General features: G+C 69.3%; 19 protein-coding genes. 10 read left to right on the plus strand and 9 right to left on the minus strand.

Going from position 1 to position 17,047, the window contains the following annotated elements; genetic code table 11:
• Nucleotides 1-3: 3 nt before the first annotated feature.
• Nucleotides 4-1,017, minus strand: a complete 1,014-nt coding sequence (gene truD, locus AC3WOE_RS12960; RefSeq protein ID WP_492690985.1) for a tRNA pseudouridine(13) synthase TruD — start codon at nt 1,015-1,017, stop codon at nt 4-6.
• A gap of 231 nt (nt 1,018-1,248) precedes the next feature.
• Between truD and AC3WOE_RS12965 the strand changes: the two genes are divergently transcribed.
• From AC3WOE_RS12965 to sorB, 7 genes are all read left to right on the plus strand, one after another.
• Nucleotides 1,249-1,797 carry a cysteine hydrolase family protein gene (locus tag AC3WOE_RS12965; protein WP_492690986.1) on the plus strand — a complete coding sequence of 183 codons (549 nt, stop codon included), beginning with the start codon at nt 1,249-1,251 and terminating at the stop codon, nt 1,795-1,797.
• A gap of 5 nt (nt 1,798-1,802) precedes the next feature.
• Nucleotides 1,803-2,471, plus strand: a complete 669-nt coding sequence (locus AC3WOE_RS12970; protein WP_492690987.1) for a response regulator — start codon at nt 1,803-1,805, stop codon at nt 2,469-2,471.
• Complete coding sequence (locus AC3WOE_RS12975; RefSeq protein WP_492690989.1) at nt 2,468-3,790, plus strand: ATP-binding protein; 1,323 nt, start codon at nt 2,468-2,470, stop codon at nt 3,788-3,790. The genes AC3WOE_RS12970 and AC3WOE_RS12975 overlap by 4 nt, the downstream gene beginning before the upstream one ends.
• Before the next feature lie 82 nt (nt 3,791-3,872).
• Nucleotides 3,873-4,268, plus strand: a complete 396-nt coding sequence (locus AC3WOE_RS12980) for a hypothetical protein (protein ID WP_492690990.1) — start codon at nt 3,873-3,875, stop codon at nt 4,266-4,268.
• Between the two features lie 93 nt (nt 4,269-4,361).
• Nucleotides 4,362-5,909, plus strand: a complete 1,548-nt coding sequence (locus AC3WOE_RS12985; RefSeq protein ID WP_492690992.1) for a Do family serine endopeptidase — start codon at nt 4,362-4,364, stop codon at nt 5,907-5,909.
• Between the two features lie 148 nt (nt 5,910-6,057).
• Nucleotides 6,058-7,266 carry a SorA family sulfite dehydrogenase catalytic subunit gene (gene sorA, locus AC3WOE_RS12990; RefSeq protein WP_492690993.1) on the plus strand — a complete coding sequence of 403 codons (1,209 nt, stop codon included), beginning with the start codon at nt 6,058-6,060 and terminating at the stop codon, nt 7,264-7,266.
• An 11-nt stretch (nt 7,267-7,277) separates the two neighbouring features.
• Nucleotides 7,278-7,607: a SorB family sulfite dehydrogenase c-type cytochrome subunit gene (gene sorB / locus AC3WOE_RS12995; RefSeq protein ID WP_492690994.1), complete on the plus strand. Its 330-nt coding sequence runs from the start codon at nt 7,278-7,280 to the stop codon at nt 7,605-7,607.
• Here sorB and AC3WOE_RS13000 read toward each other — a convergent pair.
• Nucleotides 7,580-7,783, minus strand: coding sequence for a hypothetical protein (locus AC3WOE_RS13000; protein ID WP_492690996.1), 204 nt, complete (start codon nt 7,781-7,783; stop codon nt 7,580-7,582). The two genes, sorB and AC3WOE_RS13000, sit on opposite strands and share 28 nt — an antisense overlap.
• Here AC3WOE_RS13000 and AC3WOE_RS13005 point away from each other — a divergent pair.
• A complete protein-coding gene (locus AC3WOE_RS13005; RefSeq protein ID WP_492690997.1) occupies nt 7,778-8,083 on the plus strand; it encodes a hypothetical protein in 306 nt (101 codons plus the stop codon). The two genes, AC3WOE_RS13000 and AC3WOE_RS13005, sit on opposite strands and share 6 nt — an antisense overlap.
• A gap of 6 nt (nt 8,084-8,089) precedes the next feature.
• Nucleotides 8,090-8,965: a hypothetical protein gene (locus AC3WOE_RS13010; protein ID WP_492690999.1), complete on the plus strand. Its 876-nt coding sequence runs from the start codon at nt 8,090-8,092 to the stop codon at nt 8,963-8,965.
• A gap of 18 nt (nt 8,966-8,983) precedes the next feature.
• Here the strand turns inward: AC3WOE_RS13010 and AC3WOE_RS13015 are convergent, their stop codons facing one another.
• From AC3WOE_RS13015 to AC3WOE_RS13030, 4 genes are all read right to left on the minus strand, one after another.
• Nucleotides 8,984-9,670: a dioxygenase family protein gene (locus AC3WOE_RS13015; RefSeq protein ID WP_492691001.1), complete on the minus strand. Its 687-nt coding sequence runs from the start codon at nt 9,668-9,670 to the stop codon at nt 8,984-8,986.
• 92 nt (nt 9,671-9,762) lie between these two features.
• Nucleotides 9,763-10,377 carry a glutathione S-transferase family protein gene (locus AC3WOE_RS13020; RefSeq protein WP_492691003.1) on the minus strand — a complete coding sequence of 205 codons (615 nt, stop codon included), beginning with the start codon at nt 10,375-10,377 and terminating at the stop codon, nt 9,763-9,765.
• Nucleotides 10,378-10,390: 13 nt separating this feature from the next.
• Nucleotides 10,391-11,242 (minus strand): bile acid:sodium symporter family protein, encoded by an 852-nt coding sequence (locus AC3WOE_RS13025; protein ID WP_492691005.1) that lies wholly within the window; start codon nt 11,240-11,242, stop codon nt 10,391-10,393.
• A 4-nt stretch (nt 11,243-11,246) separates the two neighbouring features.
• Complete coding sequence (locus AC3WOE_RS13030) at nt 11,247-12,005, minus strand: class II aldolase/adducin family protein (protein WP_492691007.1); 759 nt, start codon at nt 12,003-12,005, stop codon at nt 11,247-11,249.
• Nucleotides 12,006-12,085: 80 nt separating this feature from the next.
• Here AC3WOE_RS13030 and AC3WOE_RS13035 point away from each other — a divergent pair, with 80 nt between their 5' ends.
• Nucleotides 12,086-12,760, plus strand: coding sequence for a Crp/Fnr family transcriptional regulator (locus tag AC3WOE_RS13035; RefSeq protein ID WP_492691009.1), 675 nt, complete (start codon nt 12,086-12,088; stop codon nt 12,758-12,760).
• Here the strand turns inward: AC3WOE_RS13035 and AC3WOE_RS13040 are convergent.
• From AC3WOE_RS13040 to AC3WOE_RS13050, 3 genes are all read right to left on the minus strand, one after another.
• On the minus strand, nt 12,749-12,967 hold the full coding sequence (locus tag AC3WOE_RS13040; protein ID WP_492691010.1) for a hypothetical protein: 219 nt from the start codon (nt 12,965-12,967) through the stop codon (nt 12,749-12,751). The genes AC3WOE_RS13035 and AC3WOE_RS13040 overlap by 12 nt on opposite strands.
• Entirely contained in the window at nt 12,936-15,239 is a 2,304-nt protein-coding gene (locus AC3WOE_RS13045) for an FdhF/YdeP family oxidoreductase (protein ID WP_492691011.1), read from the minus strand. Before AC3WOE_RS13045 ends, AC3WOE_RS13040 begins: the two co-directional genes overlap by 32 nt.
• Before the next feature lie 70 nt (nt 15,240-15,309).
• Nucleotides 15,310-16,989 (minus strand): OFA family MFS transporter, encoded by a 1,680-nt coding sequence (locus AC3WOE_RS13050; RefSeq protein WP_492691012.1) that lies wholly within the window; start codon nt 16,987-16,989, stop codon nt 15,310-15,312.
• Nucleotides 16,990-17,047: the final 58 nt, after the last annotated feature.

Genomic DNA, 17,047 nt, shown 5'->3' on the forward strand with positions numbered 1-17,047 from the left:
GCGTCATTCGACAGCCGCCGACTCGTTCTCTGCGTGCCGCTCGGGCTCCGTGGTGAGGAGGATTTCGTTCAGAACGGACGTGGCGTAATTCCCGGCGGGCAAGGCGAACGCGAGCACGAGCTGGTTGGCTTGCGGCCATTCCCATGACATGTCCACCGGGCTCGCCACCAGGGCGCGGCGCTCCTGGTCCAGCCCGGCGTGCTCCATGCCGTCGCACAAGGGAGCGTGACGTTCGGCCACGCCGTTTTCCAGGGCCTGCGCCTGATCGGTGGTGGTCACGCGGCCCCGGCCCCAGAGCGGTCCGGTGGGCCGGCCCGCTTCGTCCATCACGTCACCGGCCAGGGTCTGGCCCCAGAGCCCCTGCCGGATTCGCAGCGCCAGCACTTCATTGAAGAGGAAGGAGCGCACCGCCGACAGGTAGATGCCCTTCTTCTTCGGATTGCGCACGCGGATCTCGCGCGCCAGCATGGCGCGGCCCTGCTCGACGTTGCCCCCCTCGAAGCCGAAACGCTGGGCGCCGAAATAGTTGGGCACACCCTGCGAGGCAATGGCCTTCAGATTGGCCTCGATGGCATCGCGGTCGCCGGTCACGTCACGCAGCACGATGCGGAACCGGTTGCCCTGCAGATCCCCGGGGCGCAGCTTTTTCACATGGCGGCTCTGACTCAGCACCTTGAATTCCGGGTGCTGAAGCCCGGTCAGGTCGGGCGTCTCACCCTTGGGCAGATAGATGCTGAACCACTGGCGGGTGATGGCGTAGCGGTCCTTGAGGCCGGCATAGCCCACGTCCCATTCCTGCACGCCGGCGGCCTCGGCCAGCCGCTGGGCGACGAAGGCGGTGTTGGCCCCGTTCTTTTCGACGTCCAGCCAGATATGTTCGCCCGCACCGGAGGGCAGCTGCAGCGGCAGCTCGGTGACGATGAAATCCTCGTTGAGGGCTTTCAGGGTGGCGCTGGCGCCGCTGGCCGGATAAGCCTGGGGCCAGGGCGGCAGGGTCGTGTATTGAGCGTCGGTCATGGGCGGTCTGAAGGCACCGGCTGCAGAGGGGGACGGGCCGTCGGGCCGACCAGGCGCAGCCCGGACGTCGATTGTCTTCGACGTCCTTCCGACGGGGCGCAATTCCTTGCAGCGCATCGGCAGCCAGGCCGGGCCCGGGCGCCTGGACGTCTTACGATGCAGTCCGCCTGAGCGGCGGAACCGGCAGCGCGGGCTCGACCGCCTGCCGCGGACACCCCCTCCAGCTTGCCCATGCCCGTTCTTCTGATCATTGACATGCAGGTCGGCATGACCTGGCCCGACGCCGACGCGCGCAACAACCCGCAGGCCGAGGCGAACATCGCGCAGCTGCTCACCGCCTGGCGGGCCGCGGGCGCCACCGTGGTCCATGTGCGCCATATGTCGCGCACACCCGGCTCCCCCTTCTGGCCCGGCCAGCCGGGCGCCGAGTTCCAGGCTGCACTGGCGCCGCGCGACGACGAGCATGTCGTGGAGAAGAACGTGCCTGATGCCTTCGCCCACACCGGCCTGGAGCGCTGGCTGCATGCACGCGGCCAGCGTGATCTGGTCATCGGCGGCGTCAGCACCAACAACTCCGTCGAGTCCACGGCCCGCAGCGCCGGCAACCTGGGCTTTGCCACCCGCGTCGTGGCCGACGCCTGCTTCGCCTTCGCGCTGACCGACCTGCGCGGCATCCACCATGCGGCCGAAGAGGTCCACCAGATGGCCCTGGCCAATCTGCACGGCGAATACGCCAGCGTCATCGACACCGGCGCCGCCATCGCACTGCTCGCCCGCTGACGACCATGCGCCTGCTGCTCGTTGAAGACGACCCCATGATCGGCGAAAGCCTGCGCGAAGCGCTGCGCCGCCAGGGTTTTGCGGCCGACTGGGTGCGTGACGGCCAGGCCGCCGACGCGGTGCTGGCCAGCGGCGAGCGCTTCGACGCCGTGCTGCTGGACCTGGGCCTGCCCAAGCGCAGCGGCGTCGAGGTGCTGAAGAGCTTGCGCGCGCGCGGCGACGCGACGCCGGTCATCGTGCTGACGGCACGCGATGCGCTGACCGACAAGGTCGCGGGCCTGGACGCCGGCGCCGACGACTATCTCGTCAAGCCCTTCGAGCTGGACGAACTGCTGGCGCGGCTGCGCGCCGTCACGCGCCGCCATGGCGGCCGCACCGACACGGCGCTGAGCGTGGCCGACCTGCGCCTGGACCCCGCCACCCGCGAGGTCACGCGCGCGGGCAAGCCCATCCTGCTGTCGGCGCGCGAGTTCGCCCTGCTGGAAGCCCTGCTGGAGCGTCCCGGCGCCATCGTGTCGCGCGCCCAGCTCGAGGACCGCCTCTACGGCTGGGGCGAGGAATTGGAGAGCAACGCCATCAGCGTCTATATGCACCAGCTGCGCAAGAAGCTCGGCGCCGATTTGCTGCACACCGTGCGTGGCTTGGGCTACTACGCCGGGCCTGAAAAATCATGAAGCTGCTCGGCACTTTGAGGGGCCGGCTGTTCGCACTGCTGGCCGTGCTCGGCGCCGTGACGGCCGTGGCCGTCAGCGGCGCCACCTACGTCAGCGTGCGCGCTCAGGCCGACGAGCTGTTCGACTACCAACTGCGCCAGACCGCCCTCTCGCTGCGCGACCAGGGCCGCGTTGCCGCCGACGAGGCCGCCGCCCTGGCCGACCCCAGCCTGGACTATCTGGTGCAGATCTGGTCGGTGCAGGGGCTGGAGCTCTATTCCAGCCGGCCGCAAGGCATGTCCGAAGCCCTGCCGCCGCGCGCGGTGCTGGGCTATTCCAATCTGCACCTGAGCGGTCAGGATTGGCGCGTTTTCAGCGCGGCCACGCCGCTGCGCGTCGTGCAGGTGGCCCAGCCCCTGGCCGTGCGCCAGCGCCTGGCCGCGGTCGCGGCGCTGCGCAGCGTCGTGCCGGTCGCCGTGGCGCTGCCACTGGTGGCGGCGGCGGTGTGGTGGCTGCTCGGCGTGTCGCTGGCGCCGCTGGCGCGCGTCACCCGCGCGGCCCAGGCCGGCGGCGCCAACGCGCTGGACCCGCTGCCCACGACCGGCCTGCCCGGTGAGGTGGCGCCGCTGGTGGAGGCCTTCAACGGTCTGCTTGGTCGTCTGGGCACGGCCTTCGATGCCCAGCGCAGCTTTGTCGCCGACGCCGCCCACGAGCTGCGCACGCCGTTGACGGCGCTGAAGCTGCAGCTCGGGCTGCTGCGCGACTCGGCGCCCGGCAAGGAGCAGGACGACGCCATCGCCCGCCTGCGCGGTGGCATCGATCGCGCCGTCCACCTCGTCGAGCAGCTGCTGGCCCTGGCCCGCGCCGAACCCGGCGCCGCGGCGGCCGAGCTGCCGCTGGACCTCACCGAGCTGGCCCGCCTCGCCATGGCCGACGTCCAGCCCCTGGCCGACAAGGCCGGTGTCACCCTGTCGCTGACCGCGCCCGATCCGCTGCCGCTGGCCGGCGATCCTCAGGCCCTGCGCGGCGCGCTGCGCAACCTCATCGACAACGCGGTGAAGTACGGCGCCCGAACGGTGCAGGTGAGCGCATTGCGGGGCCCGCGTGGTGCGCCGTTGCTGCGCGTGGACGACGACGGCCCGGGCATTCCGCTCGAAGCCCGCGAGCGCGTCTTCGACCGCTTCCAGCGCGGCGAGGATTCGACGGTCGAAGGCAGCGGCCTCGGGCTGGCCATCGTGCAGGCGGCGGCGCGGCGGCAGGGGGCCGGCGTGACGCTGGACACCTCGCCGGCCGGTGGGTTAAGGGTGGAGATCGCCTGGCCAGCAACGGGCATCGTCTAACTTGAGGACGGCACGGTCGGGTTCCGCTAGCTATTCGGTTTGCATGACTGTACAAATACACAGCATCAACCGGAGTAAAGCCATGACTCCTCACGAAGCCCAGCGCGTCATCGATGCCCTTGCCGATGGCGTGGACCCTGACACCGGCGAGCTCTTCCCGGAAGAAAGCGTTCTTCTGAAGCCGCCCGTGATCCGCGCCCTGTTCGTGGCGTCGCGAGCGTTGGAGGGATCTCGCAGCACAGTGGCCAGGGCGCAACCCGGCCAGGCCGGCAAGCCCTGGTCGCAGGAAGAGGATCAGCGCCTTCTCGAAGCCTTTGACGAGGGGGCCGATCTGGCCGCGCTTACCGCGTCTCATGATCGCTCCAAAGGCGGCATCGCCTCCCGATTGATTCTGCTGGGCCGCATCAAGGCGAGGGCCGAGATCGGCACTCGCCGCCAGGCGGCTGCGCCGGCAGCGGCCGCCTTGAGCCCGCCTTAACTTTCGCCTCACCTTCGCCTCACCCAGCCCTCATCTGGCCTCCCCAGACTCCCGGCATCGGCTGCAACCGCAGCCCCGCTTGAGGAGCCATCGATGACCCAGACCGCCAAGACCACGCTGATCGCCACTGCCGCCGCGCTGCTGGCGGCCGGCGTCACCGTCACCACCACGGCCTCCGGCTGGACGGCGCCGGCCTGGCTGCAGGGCAAGGCGCCGGTCAACGCGCCGGTGGCCGGTGAAGCCGCGCCCGCAACGGCTGCAGCCACTGTCGCCGCAGCCACCACGCTGGCCGCGCCGGCCGTGGCCCTGCCGGCCGCCCAACTGCCCAACTACCGCGCCATCGTGCAGACCCAGGGGCCAGCCGTGGTCGGCATCACCGTGGCCGGCCTGCACAAGGTCGGCAATGAGGACGACGGCGATGAAGCGCCCGTCGCGCGCGGTCGCGGCGACGACGACAGCGACCCCTTCTTCCGCTTCTTCCGCGGCATCCCCGGCCTGCGCATGCCCCAGCAGGGGCCCCAGCCCTTCCGTGGCCAGGGCTCGGGCTTCATCATCAGCGCCGACGGCCTGGTGCTGACCAATGCCCATGTGGTGCGCGAAGCCAAGCAGGTCACCGTCAAGCTCAGCGACCGCCGCGAGTTCTCGGCCAAGGTGCTGGGCAGCGACCCGGCCACCGACATCGCCGTGCTCAAGCTCGACGCCAAGGGCCTGCCCACCGTGCAGCTGGGCGACCCGCGCCAGGTGCAGGTCGGTGACTATGTGCTGGCCATCGGCGCACCCTATGGTTTCGAGCAGACGGCCACGCAGGGCATCGTCAGCGCCAAGGGCCGTTCGCTGCCGGGCGACAGCGTCGTGCCCTTCATCCAGACCGACGCTGCCGTCAACCCGGGCAACTCGGGCGGCCCGCTGTTCGACGCTTCGGGCCGTGTCGTCGGCGTCAATGCGCAGATCTATTCGCAGAGCGGCGGTTTCCAGGGCCTGGCCTTCTCCATTCCGGTGGACGTGGCCCTGAAGGTCAAGGATCAGATCGTCGCCCACGGCAAGGTCGAGCATGCCCGCCTGGGCGTCTCGCTGCAGGACCTGTCGGCGCCGCTGGCCTCGTCCTTCGGCCTGGGCGCGCCCGACGGCGCTCTGGTGTCCAGCGTCATGCCCGACAGCGCCGCCGCCAAGGCCGGCCTGAAGGCGGGTGACGTCATCACCGCCATCGACGGCGAGCCGGTGCGCGTGGCGGGCGATGTGTCCAGTCGCGTCGGCCTGGCCCGCCCCGGTGACAAGCTCAAGCTGGAGCTGTGGCGCGACAAGAGCCGCGTCAGCGAGACCGTGAGCCTGGGCCGTGCCGACAAGGACACGCAGGAGGCCAATGCCGCGCCCCAGGGCGGCTCACTCGGCCTGGCCCTGCGCCCGCTGGAGCGCCAGGAACTGCGCGGCTCGGGGCTCGACCATGGCCTGCTGATCGAGCGCGTGACCGGCCCGGCCCAACTGGCCGGCGTGCAGCCCGGCGATGTGCTGCTGGCCCTGAACGGCAAGCCGGTGCAGAACGTGGAGCAGGTGCGCGACGCGCTCAAGGGCAAGCCGGCCTCGGTGGCCCTGCTGGTGGCGCGCGACGGCCAGCAGATCTTCGTGCCGGTGCGCCTGGGCTGATTCCATATCGACGGCCGGGTGGCTCGCACACCACCCGGCACTGGCCCGCGCGCTTCACCGCCGCGGGCCTTTTTTGTTTTTGCGCCTCTTCCCCTGGGCGGCGATCTGCGGAGAATGCAGCGCGCCACATCGCCTGGAGGAGACCTCGATGAGCGCCCCCTACTCCCCGCGCCGCCGCGCGCTGATCGCCGGCGGTGCCGGCCTGCTTGCCGCGCCCGCGGCGCTGGCGCAGAGCCCCGGCTTCAGCCATCCCTTCGCCAACGGCGGGCGGCGTCTCGTCGCCTTCCCCGAGAAGCGGCCGCTGATCGTGCTGACCTCGCGCCCGCCCCAGCTCGAGACGCCTTTCGAGGTCTTCAATGAAGGGCCCATCACGCCCAATGACGCCTTCTTCGTGCGGTATCACAACGCCGGCCTGCCGGCCGCCATCGATGCCGACACCCACCAGATCAAGATCTTCGGCAATGCCGTGGGCAAGCCGCTGACGCTGTCGATGGCCGAGCTGAAGACCCAGTTCAAGCCGGTCGAGATCACGGCCGTCAACCAGTGCTCGGGCAACGGCCGCGGCCTCTTCAACCCGCGCGTGACCGGCGGCCAGCTGGCCAACGGCGCCATGGGCAATGCGCGCTGGCTGGGCGTGCCGCTGAAGGAGGTGCTGGCCCGCGCCGAGCCCAGGAACACCGCGCGCCAGGTCACCTTCAACGGCCTGGACGAGGCCCTGTTCGGCGGCGGCGACTTCGTCAAGTCGCTGGACATCGGCCACGCCATGGACGGCGAGGTCATGCTGGCCTGGCAGATGAACGGCGCCGACATCCCCTTCCTGAACGGCTTCCCGGTCAAGCTCATCGTGCCGGGCTATTACGGCACCTACTGGGTCAAGCACCTCAGCGAGATCGAGGTCGTCGATTCGGTCTACGAGGGCTTCTGGATGAAGCCGGCCTACCGCATCCCCGACAACGACTGCGCCTGCATCGAACCCGGCACCGCGCCGGCCTCCACACGGCCCATAGGCCGCTTCAATGTGCGCAGCTTCATCACCTCGGTGGTCGACGGCGGCCGCGTGGCGGCCGGCGCGCCGCTGGCCGTCAAGGGCATCGCCTTCGACGGCGGCCAGGGCATCCGCGAGGTGGCCTTCTCCACCGACGGCGGCCAGAGCTGGCGCGCGGCGACGCTGGGCGCCGACCTCGGTCGCTATTCCTTCCGCGAGTTCCACTTCGGCTTCACGCCCTCGGCCGGCGCGCACGACCTGCGCGTGCGCGCCTGGAACCGCTCGGGCCAGAGCCAGCCCATGGAAGCGCTGTGGCAGCCGGCCGGCTATATGCGCAATGTCGTCGAGGCCATCCGCATCACCGCGGCATGAGGAGGACCGCCATGAAGCTGCTCCGCATCGCCCCCGCCCTGCTCACCGCCGCCCTCGCCCTGCCCGCGGGCTCGGCGCCCAAGAGCATCACGCTGCCGCCCGACGGCGTGCAGCTCAAGGCCAGCGCCCTGCCCGGCTATGCCAAGGCCCAGGCCCAGTGCGTGGCCTGCCATTCGGCCGAGTACATGCAGTACCAGCCGCCCACTGCCGCGCGGCCCTACTGGGACGCCATGGTCAAGCGCATGAAGACCGTCTTCAAGGCGCCCGTCGCGGATGAAGACATCCCGGTCATCGTCGACTACCTCGTGAAAACCTACGGCAACGAGCAGGCCGCCAAGTGATGCTGTCGGCGGGCTGGCCGGTGAAAACTCACCGCGACCAGGCCGCCGCCGCCGGCCTGCGCTAGGCTGCGCGCCATCCATCGCCCTCGGAGACCCCCCTGGAGATCCTGCTTGAACTGCTGCTCGAACTCATCTTCCAGGTCTTCGGCGAACTGCTCGTCGAACTCGGCTTGCATTCCCTGGCCGAGCCGTTTCGCAAGCAGCCCAATATCTGGGTCGCCGTGCTGGGCTATCTGCTGCTGGGCGGCATCGTCGGCGCGCTGAGCGTGTGGCTGATGCCCCATCACCTGACGCGCGACGGCTGGCCGCGCCTGGTCAACCTCGTCGTCACGCCCGTCATCGCCGGCTTCGCGATGACGCTGATGGGCCTCTGGCGCGCCCGCCGAGGCGATCCGGTGCTGCGCATCGACCGCTTCGCCTGCGGCTATCTGTTCGCGCTGACGCTGGCCGTCGTACGCTACAACTTCGCGAGCTGAGCCACCATGGACGCCATCCGCTGGGTCTTCATCCTCATCGCCATCGGCACCGCGGCCGCGGCAGCCCTGTGGTTCGGCCTGAGCGAGCCCGCCAAGGCGCCGGTCGCTGAGCCTCCATCTTCACCGGCGACGGCACTGCCCTCGAAGCCACCGCCTGCCACGGCCTCGGTCGCCAGCAGCGCAGTCGTGGCGAGCGCCGCGCCGATCAAGCCCTCTGTAGCGCCGGCCCCCGCGCCCGCCGCCAAGCAGGCCGCCCCGCGCATAGGCTCCGAAGGCTATGGCCCCCACATCGACCGCGCGATGGCCGGCGGCGACGCGGCGGCGGCCTGGGAGGCCATGCAATGGTTGCAGCTCTGCGCCTCCAATGTCGACCGGCGCAACAGCTTCGAGCAAGTGCGCAACATGGGCGTGTCGCCGGAGATGATGACCCAGCTGATGCAGGAAGCCGATGCCGAGGGCCGGCGCTGCCAGACGGTCACGCCCGAGCATCAGGCCATGCTGGGCGACCTCGCCCTGCGCGCCATGCGCGGCGGTGTGCGCGAGGCGGCGGCCAAATACGCCGGCGTGACGCAACCGGGCAGCCTGGCGCCGGAGCTGCGCCAGGAGGTGCTGGACACCCTGCGCCGGGATGCCCGCTCCGGCCATTCCGGCAGCCTGTTCGGCGCCGTCATCGCGCCGGACGCCTGGGGCCTGGACGACGCCGAGCGCCTGGGCTATCTCTTCGCCTATGGCGAGCTGACCGGCAAGCAGGGCCAGGACCTGGTCACGCAGCTGATGCAGCAGAAGGTCATCCGCCTCAAGGCCCTGCCCACCCCAGCGCAACTGGCCGCCGCCAAGACGGCCGGCCAGCAGATCATCGAGACCCTGCGGGCCAAACCCTAAGGTCAACGGGCCCTGGGCTCAGCCGAAGGCCAGCACGATGTCCCAGCTGACGGCCATGGCATCGTGCTCCTGCTTGGCCGTCGGCGTGCCGGGGCGCGAGAACAGGGTCTTGCGGTCCTCGGGGCCTTGCATCTTCAGCAGCGGGTCGATCTCGTTCTTGGGCTCGCCCTCGAAATACATCTGCGTGATCAGCCGGGTGGCCTTGCCGCGCACGTCGAAATGGATGTGCCGGGTGCGCGGGCCGTAATTGCCGGGCTGGATGGTCTTGATCAGATAACTCCCGTCGGGGCCGCTGCGGATGCGGGCATAGCCCTGGAAGTTGGGGTCCAGCGGCGCGTCGCTGGTGTCGCCCGGATGCGTGTAGCGCCCCGCCGCGTTGGCCTGCCAGATCTCCAGCACGGCGTTCGGAATCGGTTCACCGCGCGGGTTGACGACGCGGCCGCTGACGTAGAGCAACTGACCCAGCGCCCGCGTCTTGCGCCCGGCGATGAGGCTGAGGTCGTAGTCCTGGTCCTTGGGCAGGCTCAAGGGATAGAAGGGCCCGAGGGCGTCTTCTGCGGTCTCGTGGCGCAAGGCGTCGTCGCCGAAGGCGGGAGACGCGCCGACCAGGCCCGCCGCGCCCCACAACAACTGCCGCCGGGACAGGCGTGGCGCCAGGATGGCGTGATCGTGACCGTCGTGCTGGAAGGCCGTCGGAATCAGCATGGCATCCCCCTCTCGGATGGTGCTTTTGTGCGACCATCCTAGGCTTCCGGCCAGCGTCCGCAAGGGGGCTGACCTGCGACTTGAGGAAGGGTTTACGGCATGCCGTTGTCGACGAACTCGGCGAAGCCGGGGTGGCTGCTCAGCCGTTGCATCCAGGCTTCCACGGCCGGCAGGCCCACGCGCTCGATGGGCGCGTTCTTCCAGCGTTGGGTCGACAGGCCCAGTACCACGTCGGCCAGCGTGAACGTGTCGCCGCAGACATGGGCGCCGGTGCGCGCCAGCTGCGCGTCCAGCAGGCCCATGTGCCTGTTCCAACTGGCCACGCCGGCGGCGATGGCCTCGGGCGCGGCCGGCTGGCCGCGCACCAGGGCCATGAAGGCGACGCGCCAGGAATTGTTCAGCTCGCCGGCCTGCCAGTCCATCCACTGCTCGACCTTGGCGCGCGCCCGCGCCTCGGTGGGCAGCAGCGTGGTGGCGCAGCGCTGGGTGGCGAGATAGCGGCAGATGGTGTTGCTCTCCCACAGGGTGAAGTCGCCGTCGACGAGGACGGGGATCAGGCCGTTGGGATTCATGGCCAGATAGCCCGCTTCCTGCGGTGAGCGGAAGCCCGCGCCCCAGTCCTCGCGCTCGAGATGCAGGTCGAGCTGGGCGGCGGTCCACATGACCTTGCGGACGTTGATGGAAGTGAGGCGACCAAGGAGTTTCATGGCCGCGAGTGTGTCAGGCCAGGCGCCTCAACCCCATCCCGAACAGCAGTCCGGTCACATACATGCTGACGGAGTACAGCGCCGCCGGCAGCGCGACCGGGAACTGCTGCAGCACCCCCAGGGCCAGGTAGAGGGCCAGCGTGGAGTTGTGGATGCCCACCTCGAAGCCGATGGCGATGCAAAGCGGCCGGGGCAATTTCACCAGCCGGCCCAGGCCGTAGCCGGCGCCCAGGCTCAGCAGGTTGAACACCAGCACCGCAGCGCCCAGTTCGCCGGCGGCATTCATCAACGCCTCGCGCTCCTTGGCAATGGCCAGCACGGTCAGCACCACCAACAGCACAGCCGACAGCGCCTTCACCGGCTTGTCCAGCCGCGCGGCAAGCTGCGGCCGGGCGCGCCGGATCGTCATGCCGACCAGCACCGGCACGGCGATGACGGCGATGACCTCCACCAGCTTCTGCCAAGGCAGCGGCACGACCTGGCCGCCACCGGCGTAATGGGCGATGGCCCCGTTGGCGATCAGCGGCAGCGTGAGCAGCGACAGCAAGGTGTTCAGCGCCGTCAGCGACAGATTCATGGCCACATGGCCACCAAACAGATGGCTGAACAGATTGGCCGTGATGCCGCCAGGCGAGGCGGCCAGCAGCATCAGGCCGACGGCGTAGAGCGGCGGCAGACGGAAGCTGGCGATGACGGCGATACAGACCAGCGGCAGCACGATGAGCTGAAGAGCCAGGGCCAGCACGGCCGCCAGCGGGTGCTCGCGCAGGCGGCGGAAGTCGTCGACCGTCAACGACAGGCCGAGGCCCGCCATGACGATGCCCAGCGCAACGAGCAACGCGTTCGTCAGGACGACGGCGCTCATGACCTCAATCCTTGTAGTTCGCGCCGAGGCGATCGAGCTTGCGCAGCAGCGCCGGCCAGACGAAGGCGCCCCCCAGCCCGCCGGTCTGCACGCGCATGGCCTCGGCGGTGCCGCGCAGGATGGCGGGGTCGACCTCGGTCAGCGCGCCACCGCCGCTCTGCGCCGCCAGCTGGATGCGGCAGCTGGCCTCGAAGGTGTGCATGGCCAGGAAGGCATCGGCGACCGAGGCACCGACTGTCAACAGGCCGTGGTTCTTCAGCAGCAGGAAGGTGCTGGCTCCCAGGTCGGCCTGCAGGCGCGGGCCCTCGTCGGGGCGGAAGGCCACGCCCTCGTAGCCATGCGTGCCCAGGGACGCCAGCACGAAGGTCGACTGCTGCGAGATCGGCAGCACCCCTGCGGCCTGGGCGCTGACGGCCACGCCGGCGGTGGTGTGGGTGTGCAGCACGCACTGCACGTCATGCCGGGCCGCATGCACGGCGCTGTGGATGACGAAGCCCGCCGGGTTGACCGGATGGGGCGACTCGATGACCTTGCGGCATTCGCCATCCACCTTGACCAGGCTGCTGGCCGTGATCTCGTCGAACATCAGGCCATAGGGATTGATCAGGAAATGATGCTCGGGGCCGGGCACGCGGGCGCTGACGTGGGTGAAGACGAGATCGTCCCAGCCCATCAGCGCCACCAGGCGGTAGCAGGCCGCCAGGTCCTCGCGCAGCTTCCATTCCTCGGCGCTCACCTGGTCGCGCACAGCCTTCGTCGTCATCGCAGTCTCCGGTTGTCTTGTGGCGCGATTGGGGCATGCCAGGGGCGTGGCGCTCTGTCTGAAACCAGACAATTCAGGGCATGCCCGAGTCCGATCCTCTGCGCGCCAACCCCTGGTTCGCCTCCCTGCCGCCCGCGCTCGCGAATGCCGTGCTGGCCGCGGGCCGGATGCAGAAGCTGGCCGCGGGCGAAGTGCTGTTCCGCCAGGGCGATGCGCCGGGCGACTGGCATGCCGTCTGCCGCGGCGCCATCAAGGCCAGCAGCGTGTCGGCCGACGGCACGGAGTCCATCCTCGCGGTGCTGGAGCCGGGCAACTGGTTCGGCGAGATCTCGCTGCTGGACGGTGGCCCGCGCGTGCATGACGCCACCGCCGTGGGCGCAACAGTCGTGTTTGCCGTGCCAGCCGACGCCTTCGCCCGCTTCATGCAGGACTCGGTGTTTGCAACCGCCCTGGCAAGGCTGATGGCGGGCCGGTTGCGCACGCTGTTCGGCGTGGTGGAGGACGCGACGCTGCGGCCCACACGGGCGCGGCTGGCGCGGCGCCTGGCCCTGCTGGCGCGCGGCGACGCGACGCTGGCCAGCGAACCGCGGCAGCGCCTGCCCGTGTCTCAGGAAGCCCTGGCCATGATGCTGGGCCTGACGCGCCAGACCCTCAGCAAGGAGCTGGGCGAACTGGCCAAGGCCGGCGCATTGAAGCTGGGCTATCGCAGCATCGACATCGTCGACGCGGAGCTGCTGGACAGGCTAGGCGAGTAGGCGCACCGTCCAGCGGCCGGCGTCGTCGCAAGCCAGTTGTACGAGGCCGGGCCCGGCTACGCCGCCCAAGCTGGCGTCACTGAGTGCCGTCAACTCGCGCAGCAGCACACTGACGCGCTGATCCAGCCGTTTGGCCAGCCGCGTCAGCGCGACCGGCTCGCCACCGGGCGCGAGTTCATTGAGCGTCTGCAACAGCAGAGTTTCCATGGGGCGTCAGCACGACCGGGATGGACTTGGACGTCGGCGTGCGCGCCGTGATGGAGAAACTCTCCAGCGGCACCAGCGGGTTGGTCTCGGGGTAGTAGCTGGCCAGGCAGCCGCGCGGGATGTCGTACTCGACGAGCAGGAAGCGCTCGGCGTGGCGCTGCTGCACCTCGCTGCCAGCCTCGCTGACGTAGAGGCTGGTGATGTCCACCCAGTCGCCGGCCTTCAGGCCGATGTCCTTGATGTCTTCGGCGTTGATGAAGACGACGCGGCGGTGGCCGTAGACGCCGCGATAGCGGTCGTCGTGGCCATAGATGGTGGTGTTGTACTGGTCGTGGGAGCGCAGCGTCGTCAGCGTGAAGACGCGGACGTCGCGCTGGCGGTCGGCGACGCGCTGCACGGCCAGGTCGGTGGGCATGGCGTGCGTGCTGAACTCGGCCTTGCCGCTGGACGTGGCCCAGACGCGTTCACTGGCCGTGTTGCGCAGCCGAAAGCCCCCGGGCTGCCTGATCTTCTCGTTGAAGCCGGCGAAGTCGGGCAGCACGGCCTCGATCTTGTCGCGAATGGCGGCGTAGTCGCCGGCCAGGGCCAGCCATGGCGTGCGGCTGTGCTTCAACGTGGCGGCGGCCATGCGTGCCACCAGCATGGGCTCGGAAATCAGATGCTCGGACGCCGGCGCATTCATGCCGGCGGACAGATGCACCATGCTCATCGAGTCTTCCACCGTGACGCCCTGCGGGCCGCTGGCCTGCACGTCGATCTCGGTGCGGCCCAGCACCGGCAGCACCAAGGCCCTCTTGCCGTGCACGACATGGCTGCGGTTGAATTTGGTGGTGATATGGACGGTCAGCTCGCATTGGCGCAGCGCACGCCAGGTGGCCGCCGTGTCGGGCGTCGCCGCGGCGAAGTTGCCACCCATGGCGATGAAGACCTTGCCCTTGCCGTCCAACATGGCCTGGATGGCGCCCACGGTGTCGTAGCCGTGCTCGCGCGGTGGCTCGAAGCCGAACACGGAACCCAGTTTGTCGAGGAAGGCCGGCGCGGGCTTCTCGTAGATGCCCATGGTGCGGTCGCCCTGCACATTGCTGTGGCCGCGCACCGGGCAGGCGCCCGCGCCTTCGCGACCCAGGTTGCCGCGCAGCAGCAGCAGGTTGACGATCATCTGGATGGTCTTGACCGAGTGCCGGTGCTGGGTGATGCCCATGCCCCAGCAGGCGATGACGCGCTCGCTGCTGGCGTAGATGTCGGCCGCCTGTTCGATCTGTGCGCGGGTCAGGCCCGAGGCCTCGACGAGCGGCTCCCAGGGCTGCTCGCGCAGCTCGGCGACGAAGGCATCGAAGCCCACCGTGTGTTCGGCGATGAAGGCCTGGTCCAGCTTGGCCGTTTCGACGACACGCTTGCACATGCCCTTGAGCAGGGCGAAGTCGCCGCCGACCTTGAGCTGGAAATAGTGGCTGCTGATCGGCGAGTCGCCCAGCGTCGCCATCTCCATCGCGTTCTGGGGGTCGGCAAAGCGCTCCAGCCCGCGCTCGCGCAGCGGGTTGAAGCTGACGATCCTGGCACCGCGCTTGCGCGCCGCCCGCAGCTCGCCCAGCATGCGCGGGTGGTTGGTGCCGGGGTTCTGGCCGAAGACGAGGATGCAGTCGGCCCGCTCGAAGTCGTGCAGCGTGACCGTGCCCTTGCCGACGCCGATGGTCGGACGCATGCCCGAGCCGCTGGGCTCGTGGCACATGTTGGAGCAGTCCGGGAAGTTGTTGGTGCCGTACTCGCGCACGAACAGCTGGTAGAGGAAGGCGGCCTCGTTGCTGGTGCGGCCCGAGGTGTAGAAGATGGCCTCGTTGGGGCTGGCCAGGCCTTGCAGTTGCTGGGCGATCAGCGCGAAGGCGGCATCCCAGGTCGTGCGTTGATAACGGTCGGCCTCGGCGTCATAGAGCATCGGCTCGGTGAGGCGGCCCGTGGCTTCGAGCTCGAAGTCCGAGGCTTCTGCCCATTCCTTCAGCGTCTTCGCGCCGATCACCTCGGGCGTCGCGCGCCGCGCCGTTGCTTCCGCCGCCACGGCCTTGGCGCCGTTCTCGCAGAACTCGAAGGTCGAGCGGTGGTCGCGGTCGGGCCAGGCACAGCCGGGGCAGTCGAAGCCGTCGGCCTGGTTGGCGTGCAGCAGTGTCTTGGCGCCCTTGAGGGCCACGCCCTGCTCGTTCAGATGCTTGGCGACGCTCTTCAGCGCGCCCCAACCGCCGGCCGGGCCGTCGTACAGCTCGATCTTTTGTTCGCTCATGTCGGACTCAGGAAAAAGGCCCCGCGCCTTCACAGGCAGCGGGGCCGTTCAGCCTAGCAGCGTCGTGGGTTCAGTTGAAGAACTTGCCGACGTTGATCAGGGTTTTGTACACGCCCCAGGCCAGCGGGATGCCGACGAGGGCCCAGGCCATCACCACGGTCAGGGAGGACGTGGCCGCCGCCGCGCCCGAACCCGAACCGACTTCGGTCGCTGCCGCACGCTCGTGCGCCAGGCGCTTTTCCTCGGCCAGCTCGGCGTCGGTCATGAAGTACTTGTCGGCCACGGGCTTGATCATCAGGTTGGCGATCAGGCCGATGACCAGCATGCCGACCAGGATGTACATGGTCTGGTTGTAGACCTGCTCGCGCGGGATGCCGAGATCCAGCTGGTAGTCGCGCATGTAGTTCACGACGACCGGACCCAGGATGCCGGCGGTGGCCCAGGCGGTCAGCAGGCGGCCATGGATGGCGCCCACCATCTGCGTGCCGAACAGGTCGGCCAGATAGGCCGGCACGGTGGCGAAACCACCGCCATACATGCTCAGGATGATGCAGACGGCGCCGACGAAGAGCAGCTTGGAACCCGCCGCGGCGCTGCCCGGGATGCTGGCGTAGAGCACGCCACCGAGCACGAAGAAGACCACATAGGTCATCTTGCGGCCCAGCTTGTCGGACAGGCTGGCCCAGAAGAAACGGCCGCCGATGTTGAACAGGCTGAGCAGGGCGGTGAAGCCGGCGGCGACGCCGGCGATCTTGGCCAGCTGGGCCTTGTCGAGTGCGCCGAACTTGGCCCCGTCACCGCTCAAGCCGATCAGCGAGCCGCCGAAGATCTCCTGCAGCATGGGGCTGGCCATGCCGATGACGCCGATGCCGGCCGACACGTTCATGCACAGCGCAATCCACACCAGCCAGAACTGCGGGATGCCCCAGACCTTCTTCACGTGCACATGGCGCTGCGTGATCATGGCGTTGCCGGCCTGAGCGGCAGGCGCGGTCCAGCCGGCCGGCTTCCAGCCCGTGGGCGGCACGCGGTAGCCGAAGGCGCCGCCGATCATGAACACGAAATAAACCAGGGCCATGACGATGAAGGTCTGCGTCACGCCGACGTCGGAGGGCGTGGCGAACAGCTTCATCAGTTCGGCCGCCAGCGGCGAGCCGATCATGGCGCCGCCGCCGAAGCCCATGATGGCCATGCCGGTGGCCATGCCGCGCTTGTCCGGGAACCACTTGATCAGCGTCGACACCGGGCTGATGTAGCCCAGACCCAGGCCGATGCCGCCGATGACGCCGCTGCCCAGGATCATCAGCCAGAACTGGTGCAGATGGATGCCCAGGGCCGAGATCAGCATGCCGCCGCACCAGCACAGGGCCGACACGACGCCGGCCTTGCGCGGACCGGCGCGTTCCAGCCAGCCGCCCCAGATGGCCGCAGCGCAACCCAGGAAGACGAAGAACAGGGTGTACATCCAACCCAGCGTGGAAACCTTCCAGTCGCAGGTCGAAACAAACAGCTCCTGGAAGAAGCCGATCTCGGGGCCGCACTTGATGGCCTCCTTGATGCCCAGGGCCTTGGACAGCGGCAGCCAGAACACCGAGAAGCCATAGGCCATGCCGATGCACAGATGGATGGCCAGGGCCGCGGGCGGCACCAACCAGCGGTTGAAGCCAACGCCGGCAATGGTGCGCTCCTTGTCGAGCAGACCGGCACTCCGGCCCGGACCGGGCACGGCATCAATTCCCACAGAGGACATGGTGAGATTCCCTTCGACGATTGTTGGGCCGCGCCCCGGCGGCATTTGGAGTCACGCG

The organism is Roseateles sp. FW305-36 (assembly GCF_058787015.1).

Coding starts and splice junctions, on each gene's coding strand:
- truD (WP_492690985.1), bottom strand. CDS start 1,017: ATGACCGACGCTCAATACACGACCCTGCCGCCCTGGCCCCAGGCTTAT.
- AC3WOE_RS12965 (WP_492690986.1), top strand. CDS start 1,249: ATGCCCGTTCTTCTGATCATTGACATGCAGGTCGGCATGACCTGGCCC.
- AC3WOE_RS12970 (WP_492690987.1), top strand. CDS start 1,803: ATGCGCCTGCTGCTCGTTGAAGACGACCCCATGATCGGCGAAAGCCTG.
- AC3WOE_RS12975 (WP_492690989.1), top strand. CDS start 2,468: ATGAAGCTGCTCGGCACTTTGAGGGGCCGGCTGTTCGCACTGCTGGCC.
- AC3WOE_RS12980 (WP_492690990.1), top strand. CDS start 3,873: ATGACTCCTCACGAAGCCCAGCGCGTCATCGATGCCCTTGCCGATGGC.
- AC3WOE_RS12985 (WP_492690992.1), top strand. CDS start 4,362: ATGACCCAGACCGCCAAGACCACGCTGATCGCCACTGCCGCCGCGCTG.
- sorA (WP_492690993.1), top strand. CDS start 6,058: ATGAGCGCCCCCTACTCCCCGCGCCGCCGCGCGCTGATCGCCGGCGGT.
- sorB (WP_492690994.1), top strand. CDS start 7,278: ATGAAGCTGCTCCGCATCGCCCCCGCCCTGCTCACCGCCGCCCTCGCC.
- AC3WOE_RS13000 (WP_492690996.1), bottom strand. CDS start 7,783: ATGCAAGCCGAGTTCGACGAGCAGTTCGCCGAAGACCTGGAAGATGAG.
- AC3WOE_RS13010 (WP_492690999.1), top strand. CDS start 8,090: ATGGACGCCATCCGCTGGGTCTTCATCCTCATCGCCATCGGCACCGCG.
- AC3WOE_RS13015 (WP_492691001.1), bottom strand. CDS start 9,670: ATGCTGATTCCGACGGCCTTCCAGCACGACGGTCACGATCACGCCATC.
- AC3WOE_RS13020 (WP_492691003.1), bottom strand. CDS start 10,377: ATGAAACTCCTTGGTCGCCTCACTTCCATCAACGTCCGCAAGGTCATG.
- AC3WOE_RS13025 (WP_492691005.1), bottom strand. CDS start 11,242: ATGAGCGCCGTCGTCCTGACGAACGCGTTGCTCGTTGCGCTGGGCATC.
- AC3WOE_RS13030 (WP_492691007.1), bottom strand. CDS start 12,005: ATGACGACGAAGGCTGTGCGCGACCAGGTGAGCGCCGAGGAATGGAAG.
- AC3WOE_RS13035 (WP_492691009.1), top strand. CDS start 12,086: ATGCCCGAGTCCGATCCTCTGCGCGCCAACCCCTGGTTCGCCTCCCTG.
- AC3WOE_RS13040 (WP_492691010.1), bottom strand. CDS start 12,967: ATGGAAACTCTGCTGTTGCAGACGCTCAATGAACTCGCGCCCGGTGGC.
- AC3WOE_RS13045 (WP_492691011.1), bottom strand. CDS start 15,239: ATGAGCGAACAAAAGATCGAGCTGTACGACGGCCCGGCCGGCGGTTGG.
- AC3WOE_RS13050 (WP_492691012.1), bottom strand. CDS start 16,989: ATGTCCTCTGTGGGAATTGATGCCGTGCCCGGTCCGGGCCGGAGTGCC.